18 protein-coding genes are annotated in these 23,483 nt (G+C 62.4%); 13 read left to right on the forward strand and 5 right to left on the reverse strand.

Annotated features, from left to right (window positions below):
- Window positions 1-29: 29 nt before the first annotated feature.
- Genes GEOBRER4_RS00205 through GEOBRER4_RS00235 form a run of 7 tightly spaced genes read left to right on the forward strand, consistent with a single transcriptional unit; the run spans window position 30 to window position 5,397 of the window.
- The gene (locus tag GEOBRER4_RS00205; RefSeq protein WP_226377844.1) at window positions 30-839 is read left to right on the forward strand and encodes an SCO family protein; all 810 of its coding nucleotides are present in this window, start codon (window positions 30-32) and stop codon (window positions 837-839) included.
- Window positions 840-894: 55 nt separating this feature from the next.
- The gene (gene ctaD / locus GEOBRER4_RS00210; protein ID WP_185243734.1) at window positions 895-2,514 is read left to right on the forward strand and encodes a cytochrome c oxidase subunit I; all 1,620 of its coding nucleotides are present in this window, start codon (window positions 895-897) and stop codon (window positions 2,512-2,514) included.
- Entirely contained in the window at window positions 2,511-3,110 is a 600-nt protein-coding gene (locus GEOBRER4_RS00215) for a cytochrome c oxidase subunit 3 family protein (RefSeq protein ID WP_085814437.1), read from the forward strand. Before ctaD ends, GEOBRER4_RS00215 begins: the two co-directional genes overlap by 4 nt.
- A 60-nt stretch (window positions 3,111-3,170) precedes the next feature.
- Window positions 3,171-3,458, forward strand: coding sequence for a cytochrome C oxidase subunit IV family protein (locus tag GEOBRER4_RS00220; protein WP_185243735.1), 288 nt, complete (start codon window positions 3,171-3,173; stop codon window positions 3,456-3,458).
- A 24-nt stretch (window positions 3,459-3,482) separates the two neighbouring features.
- Complete coding sequence (gene coxB, locus GEOBRER4_RS00225; protein WP_226377845.1) at window positions 3,483-4,370, forward strand: cytochrome c oxidase subunit II; 888 nt, start codon at window positions 3,483-3,485, stop codon at window positions 4,368-4,370.
- A 2-nt stretch (window positions 4,371-4,372) separates the two neighbouring features.
- The gene (locus GEOBRER4_RS00230; protein WP_226377846.1) at window positions 4,373-5,203 is read left to right on the forward strand and encodes a UbiA family prenyltransferase; all 831 of its coding nucleotides are present in this window, start codon (window positions 4,373-4,375) and stop codon (window positions 5,201-5,203) included.
- A complete protein-coding gene (locus GEOBRER4_RS00235) occupies window positions 5,203-5,397 on the forward strand; it encodes a hypothetical protein (RefSeq protein ID WP_185243738.1) in 195 nt (64 codons plus the stop codon). The genes GEOBRER4_RS00230 and GEOBRER4_RS00235 overlap by 1 nt, the downstream gene beginning before the upstream one ends.
- Before the next feature lie 121 nt (window positions 5,398-5,518).
- Here the strand turns inward: GEOBRER4_RS00235 and GEOBRER4_RS00240 are convergent, their stop codons facing one another.
- Both GEOBRER4_RS00240 and tdh read right to left on the reverse strand, forming a co-directional pair.
- Window positions 5,519-6,706: a glycine C-acetyltransferase gene (locus GEOBRER4_RS00240; RefSeq protein ID WP_185243739.1), complete on the reverse strand. Its 1,188-nt coding sequence runs from the start codon at window positions 6,704-6,706 to the stop codon at window positions 5,519-5,521.
- An 85-nt stretch (window positions 6,707-6,791) separates the two neighbouring features.
- On the reverse strand, window positions 6,792-7,835 hold the full coding sequence (tdh, locus tag GEOBRER4_RS00245; RefSeq protein ID WP_085814431.1) for an L-threonine 3-dehydrogenase: 1,044 nt from the start codon (window positions 7,833-7,835) through the stop codon (window positions 6,792-6,794).
- A gap of 153 nt (window positions 7,836-7,988) precedes the next feature.
- Here tdh and GEOBRER4_RS00250 point away from each other — a divergent pair, with 153 nt between their 5' ends.
- The 3 genes from GEOBRER4_RS00250 (at window position 7,989) to GEOBRER4_RS00260 (ending at window position 12,811) form a co-directional block, all read left to right on the forward strand.
- The gene (locus tag GEOBRER4_RS00250; protein ID WP_185243740.1) at window positions 7,989-8,168 is read left to right on the forward strand and encodes a hypothetical protein; all 180 of its coding nucleotides are present in this window, start codon (window positions 7,989-7,991) and stop codon (window positions 8,166-8,168) included.
- A gap of 174 nt (window positions 8,169-8,342) precedes the next feature.
- On the forward strand, window positions 8,343-11,507 hold the full coding sequence (locus GEOBRER4_RS00255) for a PAS domain S-box protein (protein ID WP_185243741.1): 3,165 nt from the start codon (window positions 8,343-8,345) through the stop codon (window positions 11,505-11,507).
- A 278-nt stretch (window positions 11,508-11,785) separates the two neighbouring features.
- Entirely contained in the window at window positions 11,786-12,811 is a 1,026-nt protein-coding gene (locus GEOBRER4_RS00260; RefSeq protein ID WP_185243742.1) for an OmpA family protein, read from the forward strand.
- Window positions 12,812-12,881: 70 nt separating this feature from the next.
- Here GEOBRER4_RS00260 and GEOBRER4_RS00265 read toward each other — a convergent pair whose 3' ends face one another.
- Entirely contained in the window at window positions 12,882-13,886 is a 1,005-nt protein-coding gene (locus tag GEOBRER4_RS00265; RefSeq protein ID WP_185243743.1) for a M28 family peptidase, read from the reverse strand.
- Between the two features lie 232 nt (window positions 13,887-14,118).
- Here GEOBRER4_RS00265 and ovoA point away from each other — a divergent pair, with 232 nt between their 5' ends.
- The 3 genes from ovoA (at window position 14,119) to GEOBRER4_RS00280 (ending at window position 18,719) form a co-directional block, all read left to right on the forward strand.
- Complete coding sequence (ovoA, locus tag GEOBRER4_RS00270) at window positions 14,119-16,224, forward strand: 5-histidylcysteine sulfoxide synthase (protein WP_185243744.1); 2,106 nt, start codon at window positions 14,119-14,121, stop codon at window positions 16,222-16,224.
- A complete protein-coding gene (locus GEOBRER4_RS00275; RefSeq protein ID WP_185243745.1) occupies window positions 16,221-17,378 on the forward strand; it encodes a MalY/PatB family protein in 1,158 nt (385 codons plus the stop codon). Before ovoA ends, GEOBRER4_RS00275 begins: the two co-directional genes overlap by 4 nt.
- Before the next feature lie 363 nt (window positions 17,379-17,741).
- Window positions 17,742-18,719 carry a sulfurtransferase gene (locus tag GEOBRER4_RS00280; RefSeq protein ID WP_185243746.1) on the forward strand — a complete coding sequence of 326 codons (978 nt, stop codon included), beginning with the start codon at window positions 17,742-17,744 and terminating at the stop codon, window positions 18,717-18,719.
- A gap of 292 nt (window positions 18,720-19,011) precedes the next feature.
- On the opposite strand, the gene GEOBRER4_RS00285 is transcribed toward GEOBRER4_RS00280, so the two are convergent.
- Both GEOBRER4_RS00285 and GEOBRER4_RS00290 read right to left on the reverse strand, forming a co-directional pair.
- Window positions 19,012-22,911 (reverse strand): multicopper oxidase domain-containing protein, encoded by a 3,900-nt coding sequence (locus GEOBRER4_RS00285; protein WP_185243747.1) that lies wholly within the window; start codon window positions 22,909-22,911, stop codon window positions 19,012-19,014.
- A 60-nt stretch (window positions 22,912-22,971) separates the two neighbouring features.
- Window positions 22,972-23,190 carry a hypothetical protein gene (locus tag GEOBRER4_RS00290; RefSeq protein ID WP_085814422.1) on the reverse strand — a complete coding sequence of 73 codons (219 nt, stop codon included), beginning with the start codon at window positions 23,188-23,190 and terminating at the stop codon, window positions 22,972-22,974.
- Between the last annotated feature and the right edge of the window lie 293 nt (window positions 23,191-23,483).

Here is a 23,483-nt window from a genome sequence, read left to right on the forward strand (position 1 = left end):
TGAGGTTTGCGAGGTGGTGGGGAGCGTTGGTGCCGGTTCTGGTGCTGCTTTTGGGAAGCACCGCACTGGCGCACGTGGAAGGGACCCAGCCGCTTGGCTCCTTTTCCTCCGCCGGCGCCAAGGTCCAGCCCGTCGGGCTTAACGAGAAGCTGGGCGCGCGCATTCCGCTCGATTTGACCTTCCGGGACGAGACGGGGCGCGAACTGCGCCTGTCGGAACTGGTCACCGGCCCGACCATCATCCTTCCCGTCTATTACTCCTGCACCAACGTCTGCAATTATCTGCAGGAAGGGTTGGCCAGGGTGCTTCCCGAGATCAAGCTGGTTCCGGGGAAGGACTACCGGGTCCTGTCGGTCAGCTTCGACGAGCGCGAGACGCCTGAGCGGGCGGCGCGCTCGAAGCGGATGTACGAGACGGTTATGCGTGGGAAATTCCCTGCCGGCAACTGGACCTTTCTTACCGGCGAGGCGGCCAACATCCGAAGGCTTACCGAGGCGGCTGGGTTCCAGTTCCAGCGCCAGGGGAACGATTTCGTGCATCCGGTGGTGAGCTTCGTGGTGGCGGGGGACGGCATGATCGTGCGTTACCTCTACGGCACCCAGTTCCTGGCCAAGGACGTCACCCTCGCCCTGATGGAGGCGCGCCAGGGAAGGGTCGGAGCCACCATCAGCAAGATGGTGAGCTACTGCTTCAGCTTCGATCCCAAGAGCAAAAGCTACGAATTCAACCTGCTGCGGGTGAGCGCCACGGTGATCATCGTCTGCGTGCTCGCTTTCGCAGCTTTCCTCGTCTTCGGGGGGAAAAACGCGCCGGGTGGAAAAGGGCAGGAAAAGAAATAAAGCGGGAAGATCACCCGGCGCCCGTGGCAGCGGCGCCGGTTCGTTTGGGGGGAAAATGAGTCAAGACACGGCAATTGGGCAGGGAGGGTTCTGGCGGGACACCGGGAGGACCGGGATCGGCTCCTGGATTTTTTCCACAGACCACAAGCGGATAGGGTTGATGTACCTTTACTGCGTGCTCGGCTTCTTCCTGGTGGGGGTCTCTCTGGGGCTGCTGATCAGGCTGGAGCTGATCGCCCCAGGCCCAACCATCGTCACCGCCCAGACCTACAATGCCCTCTTCACCGTGCACGGGGTGGTGATGATCTTCCTCTTCATCATCCCAGGAATACCGGCCTCCTTCGGCAACCTGGTGCTTCCCATCCAACTGGGCGCGCGGGACGTCGCCTTCCCCCGGGTGAACCTTCTGTCCTGGTGGCTCTACGCCATAGGCGCGGTCATCGTGCTGGTTTCCCTTTTCACCGGCGGCGGCGCGCCCGATACTGGGTGGACCTTCTACGTCCCCTTCAGCGCCCGGACCACCACCAACGTTTCGCTCGCGGTCTTCGGTGTCTTCGTCCTCGGCTTCTCGTCGATCCTCACCGGGATCAACTTCATCACCACCATCCACCGCATGCGGGCGCCGGGGATGACCTGGACCCGGATCCCGCTATTCGCCTGGAGCCTCTACGCCACCGCCTGGGTGCAGGTACTCGCCACCCCGATCATCGCAATCACGCTGCTGCTGGTGATCACCGAGCGCATCCTAGGCCTGGGCCTCTTCGACCCGACCCGCGGCGGCGATCCGGTCATGTACCAGCACATGTTCTGGATCTACTCGCACCCCGCCGTGTACATTATGATCCTCCCCGGGATGGGGGTGATCTCGGACATCATCCCCGTCTTCTCCAGGAAGCCGATATTCGGCTACAAGATGATCGCCTTCTCGAGCCTCGCCATCGCCGCGGCCGGATCCGCAGTCTGGGGACACCACATGTACACCTCGGGTATGAGCGACCTGGGGATCCTGGTCTTCTCGTTTCTGACCTTTATCGTCGCCATCCCCTCGGCCATCAAGGTGTTCAACTGGGTCTCCACCATGTACAAGGGGTCGATATCGCTCGAGGCCCCGATGCTCTTCGCGCTCTCCTTCATCCTGCTCTTCTCCATAGGCGGGCTGTCCGGCCTGATCCTCGGCGCCGCCGCCACCGACATCCACGTGCACGACACCCATTTCGTCGTCGGGCACTTCCATTACGTCATGTTCGGCGGCACCGGCTTCGCCTTCTTCGCGGCGGCACATTACTGGCTCCCCAAGTACTACGGGCGGAGATACAAGGAAAAACCGGCCATCGTCGGCTGGATCCTGATGTTCGTGGGGTTCAACGTCATGTACTTCACCATGCAGGTGCTGGGTATGGAGGGTATGCCCAGGCGCTATTACGATTACCTCCCCGAGTTCGCCCGGCTGAACCTCGTCGCCACCGTCGGGAGTTGGATCCTGGTCGCCGGGATCATCATCGTGGTCTGGAACCTCTGGCGCGGACTGTTTCGCGGCGAGCCGTTCACCGGCAACCCTTGGGGAGGCGCGACCCTTGAATGGAGCATCGCCACGCCGCCTCCCACGGAGAATTTCGACGAGGACCCGGTGGTGACACACGGGCCGTACGAGTTCAAGGGGGCGGGGGTTCCATGAGTCACCAGGAAAAGGACAGTTTCGGGGCAAAGCTTGGCATGTGGTTGTTCCTGTTCACGGAGATGCTCCTTTTTGGCGGCGTCTTCATCCTCTACTCGGTCTACCTTAACCGCTACCCGAAGGAGTTCGGCCTGGGGGGGCACCAGCTGGACCTGGTCTTTGGCGCTACCAACACGGTGGTACTTCTGACCAGCTCCCTTTTCGCAGCCATGTCGGTCACCGCCATCAAGCGCGGGGCGAAGCGGCTCACCCTGGGGCTCCTCTCAGTCACGATCGGCTGCGCGCTCGTCTTTCTCTGCATCAAGTACCTGGAGTGGAGCGCCAAGTTTCATCACGGCATCTACCCGAATTCGCCCAAGCTGATCGCGGGGCCGCCGGGAGAATCGATCTTCTTCAGCCTGTACTATCTCACCACGGGGTTGCACGGTATCCATGTCGTCATCGGGGGGATCCTCATGACCTGGACCGCCGTCATGGTGCAAAAGGGGATACTAAACAGCACCGACAACGTGACCTTGGAGAACGTGACCCTCTACTGGCACCTGGTCGATTTGGTCTGGATCTTCATCTTCCCGCTCTACTACCTGATTCTGTAGAAACAGAGGTGAAGCAGATTGAGAGGTGAGGCAGATTAAGGTTTTTAAGAGGAGAAGCAGGTGGATACTGAACATTCGGAACATATCCTGAGTTACGGCAAACTGATGGCCGTCTGGGTGGCACTGCTGGTATTGACCGCCGCCACCATCATGGTGACGAGGGTGGAACTCGGAGTCTGGAAGGTCTGGGCGGCGCTCGCCATCGCGAGCATCAAGTCCGGCCTGGTTATCGCCTTCTTCATGCACATGAAGTACGAGCCGCGGCTATTCCGCATTATCCTCTTCGTGGCGCTCTTCACCCTGGCCGGCTTCATCGGGGGCACCTTTTTCGACGTACTCTACCGTTAGAGGGGCATCGTGGAAAATCAGCTAATGACAACGACGCAAGCAGTCGACCCTGTATTCACCTTCCTTTTCGGCGCCTGCCTGGTGCTGCTGGTGGGGATCACCGCCACCATGGTCTTCTTCGTGGTCCGCTACCGCCGCTCGAAGAACCCGGAGCCGACCTCGCAGGTTTCGGGGAGCCCGCTTCTGGAGGTGATCTGGACCGTCCTACCCACGCTCCTGGTGATGGGGATGTTCTACTACGGCTGGACCAGCTATCTGTCGCTCAGGACGGTGCCGAAGAACGCGATGCAGGTGAAGGCTGAGGCGAGGATGTGGTCCTGGAACTTCATCTACGACAACGGCAAGCAAAGCGGCAAGCTTATCGTCCCGGTCGGGAGACCGGTGCAGGTGAACCTGGAGTCGAAGGACGTGGTGCACGGCTTCTACGTCCCGGCCTTCAAGATCAAGCGCGACGTGGTCCCGGGGATGAAGAACCACGTCTGGTTCGTGGCGACGAGCCCGGGTACCTACGACCTGTTCTGCTCGCAGTACTGCGGCACCGGCCACTCCGCCATGATCACCACGGTCGAGGCCCTGCCACCGGCGCAGTTCGCCGCCTGGCTGCAGCAGCAGGCCGCAGGGGGCGCGGCACAGGGGCAGGCGCTTCTGGAAAAATACGGCTGTCTCGGCTGCCATTCGCTGGACGGCACAGCAAAGGTCGGCCCAACCTTCAAGGGGCTCTACGGAAGCCAGGTCAAGGTGCATAGAGGAGACAAGGAGGAGACGGTCACGGTCGACGAAGGCTACCTGCGCGAATCGATATTGAACCCTGCGGCCGCAGTCGTGGACGACTTCCCTGCGGTAATGCCGCAATCGGCCATGCCGGAAGCGGATCTGAAGGCGGTGATCGAGTACCTGAAGGGGTTGAAGTGAAAATGCTGGCGAGACTTTTCCGGCTGCGGCTTTCGCTCATGAACGGATTCGCGGCGGCGGCGGGTTACCTCCTGTTCCCCTCCCCGGTCCAGCGCCCGACCCTTTTGGCCCTGTTCCTGGGGGTGGCGCTTTCGGCCGCGGCAGGCTCCGCCCTGAACCAGGTCTTGGAGCGCGACCTCGACGCGTTGATGCGGCGCACCTGCGACCGCCCTCTCCCCACGAAAAAGCTGTCACCGGCCGCAGCCACCCTCGCGGGACTGGCGGCGCTCGCGGCGGGCGCCTCCCTTCTCTTTTTCGCGGCCGGCGCCGTTCCGGCCGCCGTCGCACTCGTGACGCTCATATGGTACCTGGCGCTGTACACCCCACTGAAGCGGGTAAGTTCTCTGGCTCTGCTGGTGGGCGGGGTGTGCGGGTGCGGCGCGCCGCTGGTCGGCTGGAGCGCCGCGGGCGGTGGGCTCGGGGATTTTCGCATCGTCCTGCTCGCCGGGGTCATCTACCTCTGGCAGGTCCCGCATTTCTGGCAGTTGCAGCGAAAAGAGGCAGACGACTATCGGCGCGCCGGTTTCCATGTCTTCACGCCTGCAGTCGGCAAAAAAGGGTCGGCGCCGCTTGGCCGGCTCTGGATCATCTCCATGATCACGGCAACCTTGATGCTCCCGGTGTTCGGCGTGGTACAGGCTGCGCCCATTCTCTGCGCCCTGCTGCTGCCGCTCCCGTTTCTGTTCCTGTCCTGGCGGCGCTGGGACCGGGTCGCCGCCTTGGTGCTCCATTGCTACCCGCTTCTGGTCACCCTGGCCATTTTCGGAGGCAAATTCATAGGAGGAGCTGTTTGATGGGCGATAAAGTTAAGTGCGAAAATCCAGTGAAACACAGGGACCACATGTGCAAGCTGAAAAAAGACGGGAGGGTCGAGGAGCTGGAAAAATACCAGAAAGACCCCATCGTCTTTTGCAACAAGTGCAGGATGCAGGCGAACGACCCATGCGTGCTTTGCAACCCGAGAGCAATCAAGGGGGGTCGCGGCTGACGCAAATTCCCCCGCCGCTCAATTCCGTCATGATGAAATTTCCCACTGAAAAAGCCCCCTCTTTCCCGTCGGTTGCGGGAGGAGGGGGCTTCCTTTTACCGGTCCTGGACCGATCCGGCCTTTAGATTATTCCCACGGATTTCCCGATCCTGGTGAAGATGTCGAGCCCCAGGTCGAGGTCGTCGCGGGAGTGGGAGGCGCTGATCATGACCCTGATGCGCGCCTTCCCCTGGGGGACGGTCGGGTAGCCGATCGGCATGGCGAAGATGCCGGGGTCGCAATCGAACAGCATGCGCGAGAAATGCTGGGCGAGCGTCGCGTCGCCGATCATCACCGGCGTGATGGGGGTGACGCTCGCGCCGATGTCGAAGCCGGCACTCCTCATTCCATCCTTGAAGTAACGCGTGTTTTCCCACAGAAGCTCCACCAGGTCGGTGCTCTCCTCGAGGAGGTCTACCGCCGCGAGACAGGCCGCCGTGTCTGCCGCGGTGACGGCGCTGGAAAAGAGGAAGGGGCGGGCCTTCTGCCGGATCCAGTCGATGACCGTGCTGCTCCCGGCGATGACCCCGCCCATGACCCCGAAGGCCTTGGAGAGGGTCCCTATCTCCAGGTCGAACTTCCCGTTCAACCGGAAGTGGTCCACGATACCGCGCCCGCCGCGCCCAAGCACCCCTTCGCCGTGGGCGTCGTCCACCATGGTGATGATGTCGTGGCGCTGGCAGAGCTCGAAGAGCCGGTCCAGGGGCGCTATGTCGCCGTCCATGGAGAAGACCCCGTCGGTGATCAAGAGGGCGCGCCGGTACTGGCCAAGGTTCTCCTTGATCGCGCGCTCGCAGTCCTCCACATCGCAGTGCTCGTACACCACGACCCTGGCCGAGGAGAGCCGGCAGCCGTCGATGATGCTGGCATGGTTCAGCCGGTCGGTGAAGATGACGTCACCCTTCCCGACCATTGGGGGGATCGCCGCCTGGTTGGCGCAGAACCCGGACTGGACGTAGAGGGCGTCCTCGACCCCTTTGAAGGCGGCCAGCCGCTCCTCCAGTGTGCGGTGCAGCTCCAGGGTCCCGGCGATGCTTCTTACCGCCGCCGGCCCCACCCCCCAGATCTGAACCGCGGCCCTGGCAGCTTCCTTCAGCCTGGGGTGGTTGGCGAGCCCCAGGTAGTTGTTGCTGCAGAAGTTCAGCACCTTCTTGCCATCCACCACCATCCAGGGGCCGCAGGCCGAACCTATGGTGCGGATATGCGTCCTCAGCCCCTGCTGCTTCAGGGCCTCCATCTCCTCTTTGATCCACTCGAACTTCTCGGGCATCCTTTGCCTCCTGGCTCACGCGAAGCCTTGATGCCGCGAGGGAGCCTCCCCTGGCGGCGTCAAGGCTGGGCGTGAGGCGTAATTTTCACTCCTCGACCCAGTTGAGCATCACCTTCCCGGCATTGCCGGTGCTCATCACCTGGAACGCCTCCTCGAACTGCGTGTAGTGCATCCGGTGCGTGATCACCGGCGTGAGATCGAGTCCGATCTTGATCAGGGACTGCATCAGGTACCAGGTCTCGTACATCTCCCGGCCGTAAATCCCCTTGATGGTCAGCATGTTGAAGATCACCTGGTTCCAGTCGATGGCGAGATCCCCCGAGGGGAGCCCGAGCATCGCGATCTTGCCGCCGTGGCACATGTTCGCCAGCATCTCCTTGAAGGCGTCGCCGTTTCCCGACATCTCCAGCCCGACGTCGAAACCCTCTTTCATCCCGAGCTGTTGCCGCACCTGGGCCAGGGTCCCCTCCCTGACGTTAAGCGCCACGGTGGCCCCCATCTTTTTCGCCAGGTCGAGCCGGTACTGGTTCAGGTCGGTGATCACGATGTAGCGGGCGCCTGCGTGGCGCGCTATGGCCGTAGCCATGATCCCGATGGGGCCGGCGCCGGTTATGAGCACGTCCTCCCCCAGGATCGGGAAGGCGAGCGTGGTGTGGGTCGCGTTGCCGAAGGGGTCGAAGATCCCCAGGATCTCCATGGGGATGGTGGGGTCTGCGTGCCAGACGTTGGTGACCGGGATGCAGATGTACTCGGCGAAGGCGCCGGCGCGGTTGACGCCGACCCCCTTGGTGTCCTTGCAGAGATGGCGCCTGCCGGCCAGGCAGTTGCGGCACCTGCCGCAGACGATGTGCCCCTCTCCTGAGACTATGTCACCGATGTTCAGGTCGGCGACGTTGCTCCCCATGGCCACCACCCGTCCCACGAACTCGTGGCCCACCACCATGGGGACGGGAATGGTCTTCTGGGCCCAGTCGTTCCAGTCCCAGATGTGCAGGTCGGTGCCGCAGACGGCGGTCTTGTGCACCTTGATCAGCACGTCGTTGATCCCTACCTCCGGGACGGGGACCTCGTCGAGCCAAAGCCCCGGCTTCGGGTATTTTTTCACTAGCGCCTGCATGGTCTTCCGCATGGCTCGCTCCTCTCATGTGGGTGCCGTAACTTTACGTTAATGTTATCAGGGGAACGGTTCATGTAAAGGAAGGAAACGGCGCAAGGCCTGCTGGGTGCGGGGTCGCGACATGTGCTAAGATAGCGGTACCCAATTAGAGACAAGGAGGTCCCAATGAGTGAGCTGAAAGAGTGTCCGAAGCCGACAGAACATAAGGCGCACATGTGCCAGTTGAAGCGCGAAGGGCGGATCGAGGAGATCGACCGGCACTCCTCGAAGCCGAAGTTCATCTGCAACCGGTGCCAGGCCAAGGCGGACGAAGAAGGGTACCTCTGCACGCCGCGGCCGCTGTAGCGGTAAACGGGGATGGGCTGCTCAAATTTCCGAAAGTGGCCCGTCCCTTTTTCGCTACGGACGTTAAGTAGCTCACATAATTAATAATTCAAGCAATTAACCCGCAGAGCCGATAATTCGAGGACCGTCCATGGAAGGCGTGCATAGTTTGCCGGATAGGTTCCGAGGTAGTAGATGCTTACTGTTCCCCGAAAAATCAGCGTCGCTGTGACCTTACTGTCACTGGCTTTGTGGCTTCTTCTTCTCGGCCCCCTGGAAGTTCAGGCGGCAGACCGGCCCCACGTCCTGGCTCTCAACTCGTACAACGACGGTTATGAATGGTCCGACGACGAGATGCACGGGTTGCGGGAGACCTTGACCCGCGGGTTCCCCCAGCTCGAGCTCTTGATCGAGCACCTCGACACCAAGAAATTCCCCAACAAAAAGCATTTCCCCCAGCAGGCCGACCTGCTCGCGGCCAAATACCGCAAGGACCGGTTCCAGGTGGTGATCGCACTGGACAACGCGGCGTTAGAATTCGCCCTGCGCTACCGTGACCGCCTCTTCCCTGGCACGCCGCTGGTTTTCTGCGGCATCAACGACTATAGCCCCGGCATGATCGTCGGGCGCAACAACTTGACAGGCGTGGCCGAGCACCACGACATGGTCGGCACCCTGGACATGGCCCTCTCCCTGCACCCGGGGACCCGGCAGGTGGTGGTTGTCCACGACTATACCGACACCGGGCTTGCCATGGCCCGGGAACTCTCCCGGTACCAGGAGCATTTCGGCGGGGTAAAGCTCCGTTACCTCCCCGACCTTCCGCTCGAGCAGTCGGTGCAGCAGTTGAAGTCGCTTCCCAAGGACGCCCTGGTGCTGCTTCTATCCTACTCGGTGGAAAAAGGGGGACGCTCCTTCACCCAGGCCCAGGTCGCACAGGTGGTGTCCTCAGCCAGTTCCGTCCCCGTATATGCCGTTCACGCAGCCCAGCTCGGGAAAGGGGTGGTCGGCGGGCGGATGATGGAGGGGAGGATCCAGGGGGTAAAGGCAGCGGAACTTGCACTTAGGATCATCTCGGGGGAAAAGGCGCAGAGCATCCCCGTCATCGACCAGAACCTCTCCCAGGCCATGGTCGACGACGCGGTGGTGCGCAGGTTTGGCATCGACCCGGGGAAGATCCCCGCCGGGGCAAGGATCATCAACAAGCCGGTCTCGGTTTATGCAGTGAACAAGACTGCCTTCTGGACTGCTCTGGCCGTTGCCGCAGCGATGCTGACAGCCCTTTTCACCCTCTATTTCAGCATCGAACGCAGAAAGCGCCTGGAAAAAGGGCTGCAGCTGTCGGAGGCGCGGTTCCGGCAGCTCTTCGACAACGCCGGTGACGCCATCTACATTCACGACTTCCAGTTCAAGATCCTGGAGGCGAACCAGTCGGCCTGCGACAAGATGGGGTACAGCCACGACGAGTTGCTTCAGTTGAGCCTGTACGAGATCAATCACCCCAACCAGCGGGAAAGGCTACCCGAACGGCTGGCTACGGTGAAAAAAGACGGGCGCGCACTGTACGAATCGGAGCACCTGACCCAGGGGGGAGAGCCGATACCGATAGAGGTGACCAGCCGCGTCATCGATTTCGGCGAGCGCCCCGCCATCCTCAGCGTGGTGCGGGACATCTCCCGGCGCAAGCGCATAGAGCGGCGGGAGAAGGCGCGGCTGAAAATACTGGAAAGAATGGCGACGAGCTCGAATCTGCAGGAGCTTTTGGGGGAGATCGTCCGCTTCGTGGAGCAGGAAAGCCCCGGCGCGCTCTGCTCGGTGCTCCTGGTGGACGACTCCGGCACCCGCCTGACCCATGGCGCGGCACCGAGCCTTCCTGACTTCTACAACCAGGCCGTGGCCGGCTTGAGGATCGAACAGGGGATGGGCTCGTGCGGCACCGCCGCCTTCACCAAACAGCGCGTGGTGGTCGAGGACATAGAGAACCATCCCTACTGGAGGAATTTCAAGCCGGCGCGGGACGCCGGCCTGCGCGCCTGCTGGTCGGAGCCGGTTCTCTCGCGCGAGGGTGACGTTCTGGGGACCTTCGCCATCTATTACCGCAGTTGCCGCAGCCCCAGGGAAGGCGAGATCGCCCTGATCGAATCGGCCGCCCACATGGCCAGCATCGCCATCGGCCGCATGCGCAGCGAGGAGAGCCGGCAAAAGCTCGAGGAGCAGATGCGCCAGATGCAGAAGATCGAGGCGATTGGGCAGCTGGCGGGGGGGCTTGCCCACGACTTCAACAACCTCTTGACCCCCATCTTCGTCTACGCCGACATCGCCAAGCGGAGCTTCACCCCCGACGACCCCAACTGGAAGAAGCTCGACGGCATCCTCGTCTCCGCCCATAAGGCGGCGGACCTCACCAAGAAGCTCCTTTCCTTCGGGCGCAAGCAGGTGCTCAATATGGAGGTGCTGGAGCTGAACGACGTCATCAGCTCGCTTCTGGACCTGATGCAGCGGACCATCCGGGGCAACATCGAGATCAGGACCAACCTGACCGGCTATGGCGCCCCGATCTTCGCCGACCGCGGCCAGATCGAGCAGATCCTGATCAACTTCGCCGTCAACGCCCAGGACGCCATCAAGGGAAACGGCAGCATCGTGATCGAGACCGGCAACGTGACCATCGACGACGAGTTCGCCCGGATGAACCCCGGCACCAAGCCCGGGCCGCACGTGCTGCTCTCCTTCACCGACGACGGCTGCGGCATGAGCGAGGGGGTGCTGGGACACATCTTCGAGCCCTTCTTCACCACGAAACCGGTGGGGCAGGGAACCGGGCTCGGTCTCGCTACGGTGTACGGGATCGTGAAGCAGCATAACGGCTGGGTCAAGGTGGTGAGCCAGGTGGGCCAGGGGACCAGCTTCCTCCTTTACTTCCCGAGACAGGCGGCAAAGGCGAAGCAGGAGCCGGCTCAGCCGGAGCCGGCGGCGAAAATCGAGCAAAGGGACAGCTGCGCCACCATCCTCGTGGTCGACGACAACGAGAGCATCAGGGAGATGGCGCTGGAGCTGCTCCAGTCCTCGGGGCACCATGTCCTGATCGCGGAAACCCCGGCTCTCGCCCTGAAGCTGGTCGAGGAGCGCGATCTCCCGCTGGACCTGCTGGTGACCGACGTGGTGATGCCCGAGATGAGCGGGCCGGAGCTGTACGAGCGCCTTGCCCTCCTCCAGCCGGGGCTGCCGGTCCTCTACATCTCCGGCTATACCTTCGACGTCAAGGTGCATAACCCAAGGCAGCACAAGCAGGTGAGCTTCCTCCCCAAGCCGTTCACCTCGGAGCAGTTCATCGCAGTCATAGAAAAGGCAATCTCCTGAAGCTCATGCAGTCTTTTGCTTTACTCCACAGGACTGGACACTCATAAAAAACGACGCCAAAGGATCTGTTCCAGGCACCCCCTAAAAACTTCCTCTCTCCCCAATAATTAATTCTTAAACATAATTAATTCCGCCTTGTTGTAGACATGCACAGTCGCTGGTGTAACTTTTTTTGCATCTGGACTTCGCAAAGTCATACGCCACAACCGCGATTATTGTCCAGGCGCTGCCGGCTCTATGTCATGCCGGCACTGAATTTATTGCACAAGGAGAGGATTATGAAACGGGAGAAGCTGATTGGGAAAGCCTTTCTGCTGGTAGCGCTGGGCGCGGCGGGAACCTTGTCTGGGTGTGCAAGTTACGAAGTGAACAACGGCCGCGGAAACATTCCGGGGTACTGGATCCGCTACGAGATGCAGGAGGCCGACCGCGCCATCGAGGCTGCGCGCGCCGACGGGAAAGCGGCGCTTTGCCCGGACGAGTTCAAGGAAGCCGAGGCGGCGAAGAACAACGCCTACGACGTCTTCCGGGCCTGCCATACCGAAGAGGGGGCAGCTCTGGCCAAACAGGCGACGGCGAAGGCCAAGGCACTCTGCCCGCCGAGACCGGCCCAGCCCGCTCCCAAGCCGGTGGTCGCTCCGCCGCCCCCGCCGCCTGCGCCCGCCCCCGAGGCTCCCACGGACACGCTGCTGATAAACCCCGGATCCGTGGTGAAGGGTGAGGCTGCAACCCTCAGCTGGACTTCGGCCAACGCGAGCAACTGCATCATCGAGCCGGGTGTCGGGCCGGTGCCGACGGCCGGGACCCTCACCATCACGCCTAACGACGATGCGCTCTACACCCTGACCTGCACGGGCCCCGGCGGCATTGCAAAAAGCGAGGCCAAAGTGGCGGTGACCGCCCCTGCGCCGGTCCCGGTTCCGGCGGTGGTGCAGCCCGAGGCGGCCCCGGTCAAGCTGTGCCAGCCGGCGGTGATCAACATCCAGTTCGACACCAACAAGTCAGACATCAAGCCCAAGTACCATGACGAGCTGAAGGTGCTGGCCGACTTCCTGAAGGAGTTCCCGAACGCCACCGGGACCATCGAGGGGCACACCGACAGCGTCGGCGACAAGGCCGCCAACATGAAGCTCTCCCAGCGTCGGGCCGACAGCGTCAGGAAGTACCTGGTCGACAAGTTCGGCATCGCGCCGGAGCGGGTCAAGGCAGTGGGCTATGGCCCGACCAAGCCGGTAGCCGACAACAAGACCGCGGCAGGAAAGCAGAAGAACCGCCGCATCGAGTCTAACTTCCGCTGCGACTAAAAGAGCCTGAGCTGGTCTGAAAAGGAAAAGGCGCCCCTCGAATTTCGAGGGGCGCCTTTTTCGTCGAGCCTTACTTCCCTGCCAGTTCCTCGACCACCTTCCCGAGTCCCGGCACCACCCGCGCCAGTCGGTCGTAATCTATCTTCTCATAAGTGTCGGTGGGTTGGTGGTAGTGGGGGTAGCGGTAAAGGGCGGTGTCGGTGACCATCAGCGCCGGGTACCCTTGCTGCCAGAAAGCCCACTGATCGGACCACCCGATCCCGGGGATCAGGGCCGGTGCCGCCACCCCTTCGGAAGGGAACCGGGTAGAGCCCCGGAAAGAGCCGATCGCCTTGCGGAGCAGCGACTGCGAACTCCAGTTGCTGACGAAGCCGATGAAGTTGCCGGTGTCCGGATAGAAACGGCCAAGCGGGGCCGGGTAGAGCTGGCTTTCAGGCTGGTCCGAGTAGTAGCCGATGGTCTCCAGCGACACCATCGCCACGATCTTCTCCCGCCTCTCCTTGGACCTGCGGGCGTACACCACGCTTCCCATCTCCTCGCCATGGAAAAAGGGGGCCTCCTCGTTGACGAAGGCGACGAAACGGAGGGTGCGGGCCGGATGCAAGCCGGCGCTACGCCTGGCGAGCTCGATCAGCGCGGCGACCCCCGAAGCGTTGTCGTTGGCGCCGGGAGTCCCCGGGGCCGAGTCGTAGTGCGCACCGATGACCACGATCTCCTGCGGCGCCGTGGTCCCCTTCACCTCTCCCTCCAGATTCGCTACCACCTTCCCGTCCACCGAATAGGATTGCTCGCTTACCGAGAGCCCAGCTTTGCCGAGTTCGGCCCTGACGTAGTCGGAGGCGCGGACCAGGGAGCGGTAATGTGCCATGTTGCGCTCTCCGACGGTTCCGGCCAAAAAACCTACGTGCTGCTGCAGCCGCTCGCTAAGCAGCAGCTCCTCCCGCTGCAAAGGGGGAAGCGCTCCCCGGTAGGACTTCCCAGGCAGGACGATCATGGAACCTCCGGCTGTCGCGATGATTGCCAAAAGCAGCGCGCAGCTCCCGGCGAAAAGGGCCGGTGATTTTCCGTATGCCATGTTCCCTCCCTCGCCCGCGTGCACGTCGCGCAGACCAGGTAAACATAAAATCCAGGGGCGGTTTGTCAACTGCGTGCGTCAAACTGGCGAGATCGCAGGAGCTCAGGCAGCAGCATCGACTTTTTCTGGTATAGTCACATCATGTAAAGATCGCACCAGGAACAACGAGTTCTACAGCCAGTAATTCAACTTTTTTGCCATAAATTAAAAACACGAAATAGTGAGTGACGCCATGGATCTGAGAAAAACGCATTCGGTAATACTGACAGAAGGGGAACCTGAACAGAAAAGGGCGGAGATCCTGGAGTATTTCCATGCCACCTTCACCGTTGACGAGCGACTCTATGAGACCCTGAAGGACGAGGAGGCCTTCTACATGAGGGCGGACAGGCTCCGGCATCCGCTCATCTTCTACTTCGGCCACACGGCAGCCTTTTTCGTCAACAAGCTCGTCATCGCCCGGGTCATAGACCGGCGCATCAACCCGCGCTTCGAATCGCTTTTCGCCGTCGGTGTCGACGAGATGTCCTGGGACGACCTGAACGAGTCGCATTACGACTGGCCCACCCCCGCCGAGGTGAAGAGCTATCGGGATCAGGTGCGCGACCTGGTGGATGGGCTGATCAAGACCCTGCCGCTTACCCTTCCCATCACCTGGGAGCACCCCTTCTGGGCCATCGTGATGGGGATCGAGCACGAAAGGATCCACCTGGAGACCTCGTCGGTGCTGATCCGACAGCTTCCCCTGGACCGGGTGCGGCGCCACGACTTCTGGGAGGTCTGCCGCGAGTCCGGAGAGCCTGCGGCAAACGAGCTGCTGCCGGTCGCCGCCGGCATGGTGCGGCTCGGCAAGGAGCAGGAGCATCCGCTCTACGGCTGGGACAACGAGTACGGAAAGCACGAGGCCCAGGTGGAGGCGTTCTCCGCCTCTAAGTTCCTGGTCTCGAACCGGGAGTACCTCTCTTTCGTCCAGGCTGGGGGGTACCGGGAGCGGGAGTGGTGGACGGAGGAGGGGTGGAACTGGCGCAGCTTCAAAGAGGCCGAGCACCCGCTTTTCTGGGTGGAGCGCGAGGAGGGGTGGGGGCTTAGGACCATGCTGGAGGTGATCGACCTTCCCTGGAACTGGCCGGTGGAGGTGAACTACCTGGAGGCGAAGGCGTTCTGCAACTGGCTCTCGGCAAAAAACGGCAAGTCGCTCAGGCTGCCGACGGAGGACGAGTGGTACCGCATGCGCGATCTGGCGGAGGTGCCGGACCAGCCTTGCTGGAACCGGGCGCCGGGGAACATAAACCTCGAATACTGGGCCTCCTCCTGCCCGGTGGACCGCTTCCCCTTCGGCGAATTCTTCGATCTTGTAGGCAACGTCTGGCAGTGGACCGAGACCCCCATCTACCCGTTCCACGGGTTCCGGGTCCATCCCTGGTACGACGACTTCTCGACCCCCACCTTCGATACGCGCCACAACCTGATCAAGGGGGGCTCCTGGATCTCCACCGGTAACGAGGCCACCCGCGATTCCCGGTACGCCTTCAGGAGGCACTTCTTCCAGCACGCAGGTTTGCGCTACGTCGAAAGCAGCCGGCCGGTGGAAATCCACGACGACCCGTACGAGACGGACGCGCTTGCCGCGCAGTACTGCGACGCGCACTACGGCCCCGGGCATTTCGGCGTCCCTAACTTCCCCAAGGCTTGCGCGGAGATCTGCCTGGAACTGACCCGCGGACGTACACGGGGGCACGCGCTCGACCTCGGATGCGCCGTGGGGCGCGCGAGCTTCGAGCTGGCGCGCGGTTTCGAGCGGGTGACGGGACTCGACTTTTCGAGCCGCTTCTTCCGGCTCGCCGCCAGGATGCAGGAAGAGGGGGGGCTCCGCTATGCGCTGCCGGAGGAAGGGGAGGTGGTTTCCTACCACGAGCTGGACCTTGCGGTCCTGGGGCTTGCGGAGGTCAGGGAACGGGTCAGCTTTTTCCAGGCCGACGCCTGCAACCTCCCGGAGAAGTTCACCGGTTACGACCTGGTCCTTGCCGCGAACCTGATCGACCGCCTCTATTCGCCCCGCCGCTTCCTGAACGCGATACGGGAAAGGCTCAACCCCGGCGGGCTCCTGGTGATCGCTTCCCCCTACAGCTGGGACGAGGAGTACACCGCAAAGGACCAGTGGCTGGGGGGGTACCGGGAAGCGGGCGAGCCGGTGTGGAGTATAGATGGACTATCGCGGGAACTTTTGCCATACTTCAACCCGCTCGGCGAGCCGCGCGATGTCCCCTTCGTGATCAGGGAGACGCGCCGCAAGTTCCAGCACAGCATCGCACAATTGACCGTATGGGAGCTTAAATGACCAAGAAGTTCGACTTCGACGAGATCATCGACCGGCGGGGCACCTCCAGCGAGAAATGGGACAAGTACCGCGACCGCGACATAATACCGCTTTGGGTGGCGGACATGGATTTCCGCTCACCCCCCGCCGTCATCGAGGCGCTGCACGAGCGGGTGAGCCACGGGGTTTTCGGCTACACCGCCCCTTCGGAGAGCCTCGTCGAGGCGGTGCTCAAGTCGCTTGGGGACGAGTTCGGCTGGCAGGTGGCAAAGGAGTGGATCGTCTGGCTCCCCGGTCTCGTCACCGGCTTGAACGTCGCCTGCCGGTCGGTGGGTGCTGCGGGAGACGACGTGATCACCTTCACCCCGGTCTATCCCCCCTTCATGTCGGCCCCGCCCCTTTCCGGGCGCAACGCGATCAACGTGCCGCTTGTCTGCGAAAAGGGGCGCTGGGGTTTTAACCTGGAGGATCTGGAGCGCGCGGTGACCCCGGCCACCAGGCTCCTTTTGCTCTGCTCCCCGCACAACCCGGTCGGGCGCGTCTGGAGCCGCGAAGAGCTGGAGCTGCTGGCGCAGTTCGCGCAAAGGCACGATCTCATCATCTGTAGCGACGAGATCCACGCGGGGCTGGTGCTGGAGGAAGGGGTGCGGCACATCCCGATCGCGACCCTCTCTCCGGAGACAGGCGCCCGCACCATCACGCTTTTCGCCCCCAGCAAGACCTACAACGTTCCGGGGCTCGGCTGCTCCTTCGCCGTCATCTCTGACGACGCGCTGCGCCGCGCCTTCAAAAAGGCGATGGGGAGGATCGTCCCCCATGTGAACCTCCTGGGGTACACGGCTGCCGAGGCGGCCTACCGGTACGGGGAGGAATGGCGCCAGGAGCTGATAGCCTACCTGCGCGGCAACCGCGACCTGGTCGCGCGGGAGGTGGCGCGCATGCCGGGGCTCGAGGTGGCGCCGGTGGAGGCGACCTACCTTTCCTGGATCGATGTGCGCGAAACGGGGATCGAGGATCCGGTCCGCTTCTTCGAGGAGGCGGGCGTAGGCCTTTCCGGAGGGAACGATTTCGGGCTGCCGGGGTACGTGAGGCTCAATTTCGGCTGCCGCCGGGAGCTCCTGGCCGAGGCGCTGCGGCGCATGCGGGTCGCGCTGGAGACGCGGGCAGGTATCTGATCGCATCCCGGCTTCCGGGAGATCGACCAAGAAAACGAAGGGCAGATCAAGCAGAGTATGGGGGGAAGCAAACCGCCAGCGAGCTGCTTGATCTGCCCTTTTTATTTTGCGGAATTGTTTACCGGAAGTGGGGGTATTGCTTTTGCGAATCCAAGAAACAGCCTGTTCACGTTCGCGACGGTTTTGCGCTTTTCACTGTGATTTCGCTGAATTGAAACGCTTTGCGACAAGCTACAGTTAATCGCTCAATAAATATAATCAGCTTACCCTACTTATCCGGTTAAAAAAACAGTTGCAAACTTGACTGATTTAGTAGTATGTACTGTCTACCTTTTTATCAAAACCTTACTCCGGAGGTAGGCAATGGCAGTAAAACATCTGGTGCGGCTCCTTTCCGTTCTGGCGCTGATAACGGCCCTGGCGGGAACGTCCTGGGCAAAACCGCAGGCGCAAGGGTACAAGGGATATGCACGCGGCTCCGCCCTGATCACGGCGAAGGAGCTGAAGCAGCTCATCGACGCGAAGGACAAGAAGCTGGTCATCATCGCGGCGGAGAACGACGTCGAGTACCGCCTGGGCCACATTCCGGGTTCCTTCCAGGTGGACCGCCCTGCGTACGAGGCACCGGCTGCCACGCAGAACGGGGTGACCGGCAACCTGATCGACGCGGCAGGCTTCACCAGGCTCGCACAGGAGCTAGGCGTCAACAAGGATTCCAAGGTCGTAGTCTACGACACGAAGTACGACGCGACGCGTCTTTGGTGGGCCTTCCTGTACTACGGCAAGGGGGACGTGAGGGTCTTGGACGGCGGGATCAAGGCATGGAAGGACGCAGGGTACGACACGGCGATCCTCGCGCCGGACGCAGCAAAGCGCGGGTCGTTCGTCGCCAGGGTCGCCCTGCCGCGCAGCAGGGTCGAGACCCCGGAAATCCTGGCGCTGAAAGATCCGGCCAGGGGGCAGCTCTGGGACAACCGGGACCGCAAGGAGTACTGCGGCGAGGAGCTGAAGAAGGGGGCTTACCGTAAAGGGCGCATCCCCTGGGGCAAGCACAGCGACTGGGCGATCTTCAAGAAGAAGGAGAACGCCGGCGAGTGGGTCAGCGCCGCCGAAGCGCAGGCGATCTTGAAGAAGCTGGGCGTGGACGGCAAGAAGGACCAGTATTTCTTCTGCCAATCAGGGGTACGCTCCACCCAGGCGATGTTCACCTTCTACCTGATGGGCTACCCGCTGAACAAGCTGCACAACTATGACAGCTCCTGGATCGGCTGGTCCAAGGACGCGAGCCTTCCCATCGAAACCGGCTGCGACCTGAACCCGGCGGTCGCGACGGCGAGATAAAGGTCGCAATCCAAAATCCCCCCTGTCCCCCCTTCGCAAAGGGGGGGACGTTGGGGCTTATGCAGCGCTTTGGGGAGATGTGCCCCAGGTTACACGTGACTCCCCTATGAACCTTCCGCCAAGGGGGGGCATCGCTCGCCATCCTTCGAGGGAAACAATCCCGGCCCGCCGGAATATCTATCCAAGCGTCGGCAACAAGAAAAGGCCCTCCGGCTGCAGCCGGGGGGCCTCTTCTTTTACTGGGTGGAAGTGGCCCGGAAGGAGGTGCTCTCCTCCCGGGCCACGGTTGAGGTTACGGGTTGGTCCGTATGGGCGAAGGAGTAGCGGCTACCCATGCGGAGGAGACGATGTTCCCGTTGTTGGCGCGGACCCGGTAGTAGTAGTTGGTGTTCCGTGCCAGGCCGGTCTGGGTCAGCGTGGTCACCCCTGCCCCAACGTTGGCGTTGCTAACGCCGGTGGTGAAGGTGGCGTTGGTGGCGCGCTGCACTGTGAAGCCGGTCTCGTTGTTGGAGAGATCCTGCCAATTCAGGATCACGGTCCTGCTGTTGCCGTTGCCGTTCGGGCCGTTGACGGCGGTGACGCCGGCCGGCGCTGCAGGGAGGGCCGGAAGGAGCAGCGGTGCTGCCACCGCGTATCCGGAGAGCCCTGCGGCGTTGATGGCCGCCACGCGGTAGACGTAGGTGGTGTCGGTTGCCCCGGCTGCCACCGTCTTGTCGATGTAGCTCACGGCGCCGGTGTTGCTGCGTGCCCCGAGTTTGGCTACCTGGACGAAGGCGCCGCCGTTGTCGGAGCGCTCAACCACGAAGCCGATTTCGGTCAGGGCGGTGTCGGTGAAGCTGAGGGTTACCTGCGGTCCTGCCTGCAGGGTGGCGGTGAGCGCGGTCGGTGTCGCCGGCACGGTGCCGGTCAGAAGCGGAGCGGATACCGAGCTGACGGTCAGGCTCGGCATCTGGCCGCCGTAACCCACGGTGTTCTGCGCCACTACCTGGTATTTGGCTACCAGGTTCGGATTGTAGTTTGCCGGGTCGACGATGCTCTTTTGTCCGGTGGTGTTGACCGCGCTAAGCGGAGAAGCCACGCTGCCTACGTTGGTCCAGGTAGCGCCGTCGGTGGTCTTTTGCACCAGGAACCCGGTCTCGCTGATGGAGTTGTCGTTCCAGTTAAGGGTCAGTCTTGCCTTGTTCCCGTTGCCGTTGATGGCGAAGCTGAGCCCGTCGGCAGGTTTCGGCGGCAAGGCGAGCAATACCGGCCGCATCATGTCCATCTCTTCGTGGCTCAGGATGTGGCAATGGTAGACGTACTCCCAACCGAAGTTGACCAGCTGGTTGATGATGGGATCGGTCGGGTTGCCGGAGACGTCTGTCGGCTCGAACATCGAGGTGTCCCCTGCGGGCATCATCGGGTTGAGCAGCCTGATGCTGTTCGGGATCTCGAACGGGAGGCTCGGGACCACAGGCCTTAGCGCCACGATGGTGTCCTCGAGCGGGCTGACCCGCACGGTGTCCTTCCATCCCAGTTCGTTTGCATCCGGCGGGATGATGATGTTGTCCCAGGTCACGCGGTTAAGTACCTGCACGTCGTAGAGGTGGAAGTGGATCGGGTGCGTGTCTACGCCGTTATGGGTGATTTTCCAGATCTGGGTCCCGTCGGCAGTCGAGATCGGGGTTATGTTCAGGTCTCCTTTCGGGAGGTTGGTGCCGTCGATCAGCTCGGTCGGCGGGTTCACGTACGGGTAGAGGACGACGTTCTGCAGGCCTGGTTTGGCCGGCACGGCCTCGACGCCGATGTTGGCGGTCATCCTGCCGAACTCGTCGAAGGCAACCGCGTTCATCTCGTCATGGACCGCCTTGGGCTCCAGCGGGATCTGGAATTTGGCCGTCTGGTTCAGCAGGGTGTTGAAGCCGAAGAGATCGCCACCCTGGTCGGAGATGCGGGCGAAGCCGTCGCATGTCTGGTTGCTGCTTCCCGGTGCGTTGCACCAGCTCTTGGCCGCGAAGTTGGTGCCGTAGGCTGAGTTGTACGCCGCCTGTCCTACGATGATCGGGTGCTGCCCGGTCTCGAAGACGCTCGGTGTGCCGTCAGGCTGGTGGGTGAACGCCTGCTGCAGTGCCGGCAGGTTGAAGGGAGCCGCAGGGACGGTCGGGTCGGCAAGGGCGTTGACCTTGATCTGCATCACGGTCCTCGTGTTCGGGCCGTATCCCGGGAGGACGCCGGGGGCGCCGTTGGGGGAGAGGTCGGGGGCGCCGGTGTAGTAGTCGTAGCTGGGCACCCTGGCCGGGTACGCCGCCGGGGCGTCGTTGTAGAGGATCAGCGTCTGCCCGGCGTATTTCGAGAAGTCGACGATGACGTCGGCACGCTCGGCAGGTGCCAGGGCGAGGGAGTGCTGGTCCACGTTACCCACGTCGAAGCGGGTCGGGTCGGTGATCCAGGTGATCGGCTGCGGCGGGATCACCGCCGGGGTCGGCAGGAAGCCGCCCTCGCTCCCTATCTGGATCCAGTCCGGCCCTTTCGGCGAGAGGGTGGTGTCCGGGGTCGGGAAGACCACCGGGTCGAGCTGCGCGGCTGCAATTTCCGCTGCGTTCAGCGCCACCTCGGTGCCGGTCGAGTCGGCGACGTAGAGCTGCAGGTTGAAGAAGCGGTCGTTCGCCGCGTTCAGGATGCGCAGGCGGTACGCCTTCGGATCCACCGTGGTGTAGGGGTAAGCGGTGCCGTTGACTATCGGCGTGTCGTTGAACTGCTCCATGCCCACCGAGATGTTCGGGGTTCCCGGGATCAGCTCGGGCTCGCAGAACGGGTCGGTCTGGTACTGCCAGGAGGTCGGGTCGTCCAGGTTGCAGGCCTTAGCCAAAGGCGTGGTGAAGGCGGTCGCCGGGTCCATGTTGTAGCGCGGGTTCGGGATCGGCGGATATTTGGGTGTTGCCGGGGGCCAGAACCAGGGGCCGTACATCCAGCGGCCGTACGCGCTCATCCCGGAGGGATCCGAGGGGTTTTGCGCCGGCATGTAGACGTGGTGGTACCAGAGGTTGCCGTAGCCGCCCCAGCGGGCCTCGTCCCAGGTCGGGTCCGATTCGTAGAGCTGTCCGGTGCGGGTCGCCTTGTCGCCGGGGGGGACGAAGGTGCGGTCCTGGATGATGAGCGGGATGGTGTCTGCGGCGCCCGGGATGAGCCCCTTATCCAAAAGCGCCTGCTCGGTGTCGTCCTGGATGATGTAGCCGGCAGCCTGGCCTGCGTACACGTTCAGGCGGGTGATCCCCCAGGAGTGGTCGTGGTAGAACATGAGCCTTGCGCTCTGCTGGTTGGTGTAGAAGAAGGTCATGGCGCCGGGGCCCGGATCCGGCATGTCGGGGACGTTGCTCACGCTCACCCCTTTGGGCCAGGGGGTCATCTCGTCCTTCGGGGTGATCCACTGGTGCGGGGTGCCATCGCTGATCCACGGGGTGATGCCGCCGTGCAGGTGCAGGGTGCTCCTGTTGTCCTTGAAGCACATGTCGGATTTCGGGTTTTCGGTGCACATCGGGTTACGCACCATGTCGGTCACGCTCTTTCCGTCCATCGGGTCCGTCATCCCCATCGGCCCCATCCCGGAGCCCATCATGGTGGAGTCGACCGGGAGGAAAAGGTCGCCGCCGGAGCCGGTCGGAAGCAGGTTCCTGAACACGATGCGTACCGGGCGGTCTTTCTTGGCTACGATGACAGGGCCCAGGTAGCTCGGCTTGGTGACGCCGGCGTAGCCGACGATGGGTACGTCGGGGGTGCCGTCAACCGTGGCGTTGGCCAGGGGGACCTGTGCGCCGGGGACGACCGTCGTGGAGAGCTGCACGTAGCCGCGCAGAAGCGTCGGCGGTAGGTCGGAGTGCATCTTCTGCCGGTACTGCACCAGGCCGATCTCGTAGTAGTCCGCATCGGCGTAGGTGGTCGTGTCCGGGACCGCCACCGGGAGGAAGTTCCCCAGATCGTTGGCGTTGGCTTCGCCCAGCCCCGGCAGGCGGTTCACGAATTTCTTGATGCCGCCGGTGACGACGCCGGTAGAGAGGTCCTTGGAAGGAAGCGGGCTGAGCGCCCAGTTAGGATAAGGCCCGTAGTAGTGAGGGACCTTCGTTTCGTCGATTGCCTGTGCGGTCTGCGGGTAAATCCCCAACGTCATGACCAGCATAGCCAGGCCTGTCATCACCATTTTAGTCAGCCTGTTCATAGTCTCCTCCAATGCCTTGCGAAATAACATCAGGTGTCGGCTGCCTCTACAAGGCGGGCTTTATTTCCCGGCCTGGGCCTGCTGCCTCTTCAATTGCCCTTTCTTCCTCACATCCTGCATCTTCTTGTCTCGCTGCATCCTGTACTGCATCACCTTCTTCGAGTTCTCTATACCGGGCGAGCTCTTGCGCAGGTTCGCTCCCTTGGGAGCGGCGTACGCCGTTGCTGTCAGGGATAGCGCCACGAAAAGCCCTGCTGCCATCGTGATGATCCGCTTCATAACAGTTACCTCCTTGATTGTTGGAGTCTGGTGCAACCAGTGAAGCAACCCCCTTGGCTGGAGCCTCTTCCTGGTTGCGTTGTCGTTGATATTACAGGGACCATGCCAGCCCCTCATTGTGACGATTTTCGCATGTGATTACTGGAGCTTAGAAGGTGGGTACGGGTCGGGCGGGAAAAGGGAGGCCTGCCCCTTTTGAGCAGGGGCACCCCGCCAACAGGACCATGCTGATCCTATTGGCGGGGTGTTGCGTCACGCAGTCTTTTTTTCGCAGCTGAAACTTTTTTCGCACC

The organism is Citrifermentans bremense (genome assembly GCF_014218275.1).
In the GTDB taxonomy this organism is placed as follows: Bacteria; Desulfobacterota; Desulfuromonadia; order Geobacterales; family Geobacteraceae; genus Geomonas; species Geomonas pelophila.

What these genes read in the sequence shown, in the direction of transcription:
- coxB (WP_226377845.1), top strand. Translation starts at nt 3,483, where the DNA reads ATGACAACGACGCAAGCAGTCGACCCTGTATTCACCTTCCTTTTCGGC.
- GEOBRER4_RS00250 (WP_185243740.1), top strand. Translation starts at nt 7,989, where the DNA reads ATGAGTGAGCTGAAAGAGTGTCCGAAGCCGACAGAACATAAGGCGCAC.
- GEOBRER4_RS00285 (WP_185243747.1), bottom strand. Translation starts at nt 22,911, where the DNA reads ATGAACAGGCTGACTAAAATGGTGATGACAGGCCTGGCTATGCTGGTC.
- tdh (WP_085814431.1), bottom strand. Translation starts at nt 7,835, where the DNA reads ATGCGGAAGACCATGCAGGCGCTAGTGAAAAAATACCCGAAGCCGGGG.
- ctaD (WP_185243734.1), top strand. Translation starts at nt 895, where the DNA reads ATGAGTCAAGACACGGCAATTGGGCAGGGAGGGTTCTGGCGGGACACC.
- GEOBRER4_RS00235 (WP_185243738.1), top strand. Translation starts at nt 5,203, where the DNA reads ATGGGCGATAAAGTTAAGTGCGAAAATCCAGTGAAACACAGGGACCAC.
- GEOBRER4_RS00255 (WP_185243741.1), top strand. Translation starts at nt 8,343, where the DNA reads ATGCTTACTGTTCCCCGAAAAATCAGCGTCGCTGTGACCTTACTGTCA.
- GEOBRER4_RS00275 (WP_185243745.1), top strand. Translation starts at nt 16,221, where the DNA reads ATGACCAAGAAGTTCGACTTCGACGAGATCATCGACCGGCGGGGCACC.
- GEOBRER4_RS00265 (WP_185243743.1), bottom strand. Translation starts at nt 13,886, where the DNA reads ATGGCATACGGAAAATCACCGGCCCTTTTCGCCGGGAGCTGCGCGCTG.
- GEOBRER4_RS00290 (WP_085814422.1), bottom strand. Translation starts at nt 23,190, where the DNA reads ATGAAGCGGATCATCACGATGGCAGCAGGGCTTTTCGTGGCGCTATCC.
- GEOBRER4_RS00240 (WP_185243739.1), bottom strand. Translation starts at nt 6,706, where the DNA reads ATGCCCGAGAAGTTCGAGTGGATCAAAGAGGAGATGGAGGCCCTGAAG.
- GEOBRER4_RS00215 (WP_085814437.1), top strand. Translation starts at nt 2,511, where the DNA reads ATGAGTCACCAGGAAAAGGACAGTTTCGGGGCAAAGCTTGGCATGTGG.
- ovoA (WP_185243744.1), top strand. Translation starts at nt 14,119, where the DNA reads ATGGATCTGAGAAAAACGCATTCGGTAATACTGACAGAAGGGGAACCT.
- GEOBRER4_RS00260 (WP_185243742.1), top strand. Translation starts at nt 11,786, where the DNA reads ATGAAACGGGAGAAGCTGATTGGGAAAGCCTTTCTGCTGGTAGCGCTG.
- GEOBRER4_RS00280 (WP_185243746.1), top strand. Translation starts at nt 17,742, where the DNA reads ATGGCAGTAAAACATCTGGTGCGGCTCCTTTCCGTTCTGGCGCTGATA.
- GEOBRER4_RS00230 (WP_226377846.1), top strand. Translation starts at nt 4,373, where the DNA reads ATGCTGGCGAGACTTTTCCGGCTGCGGCTTTCGCTCATGAACGGATTC.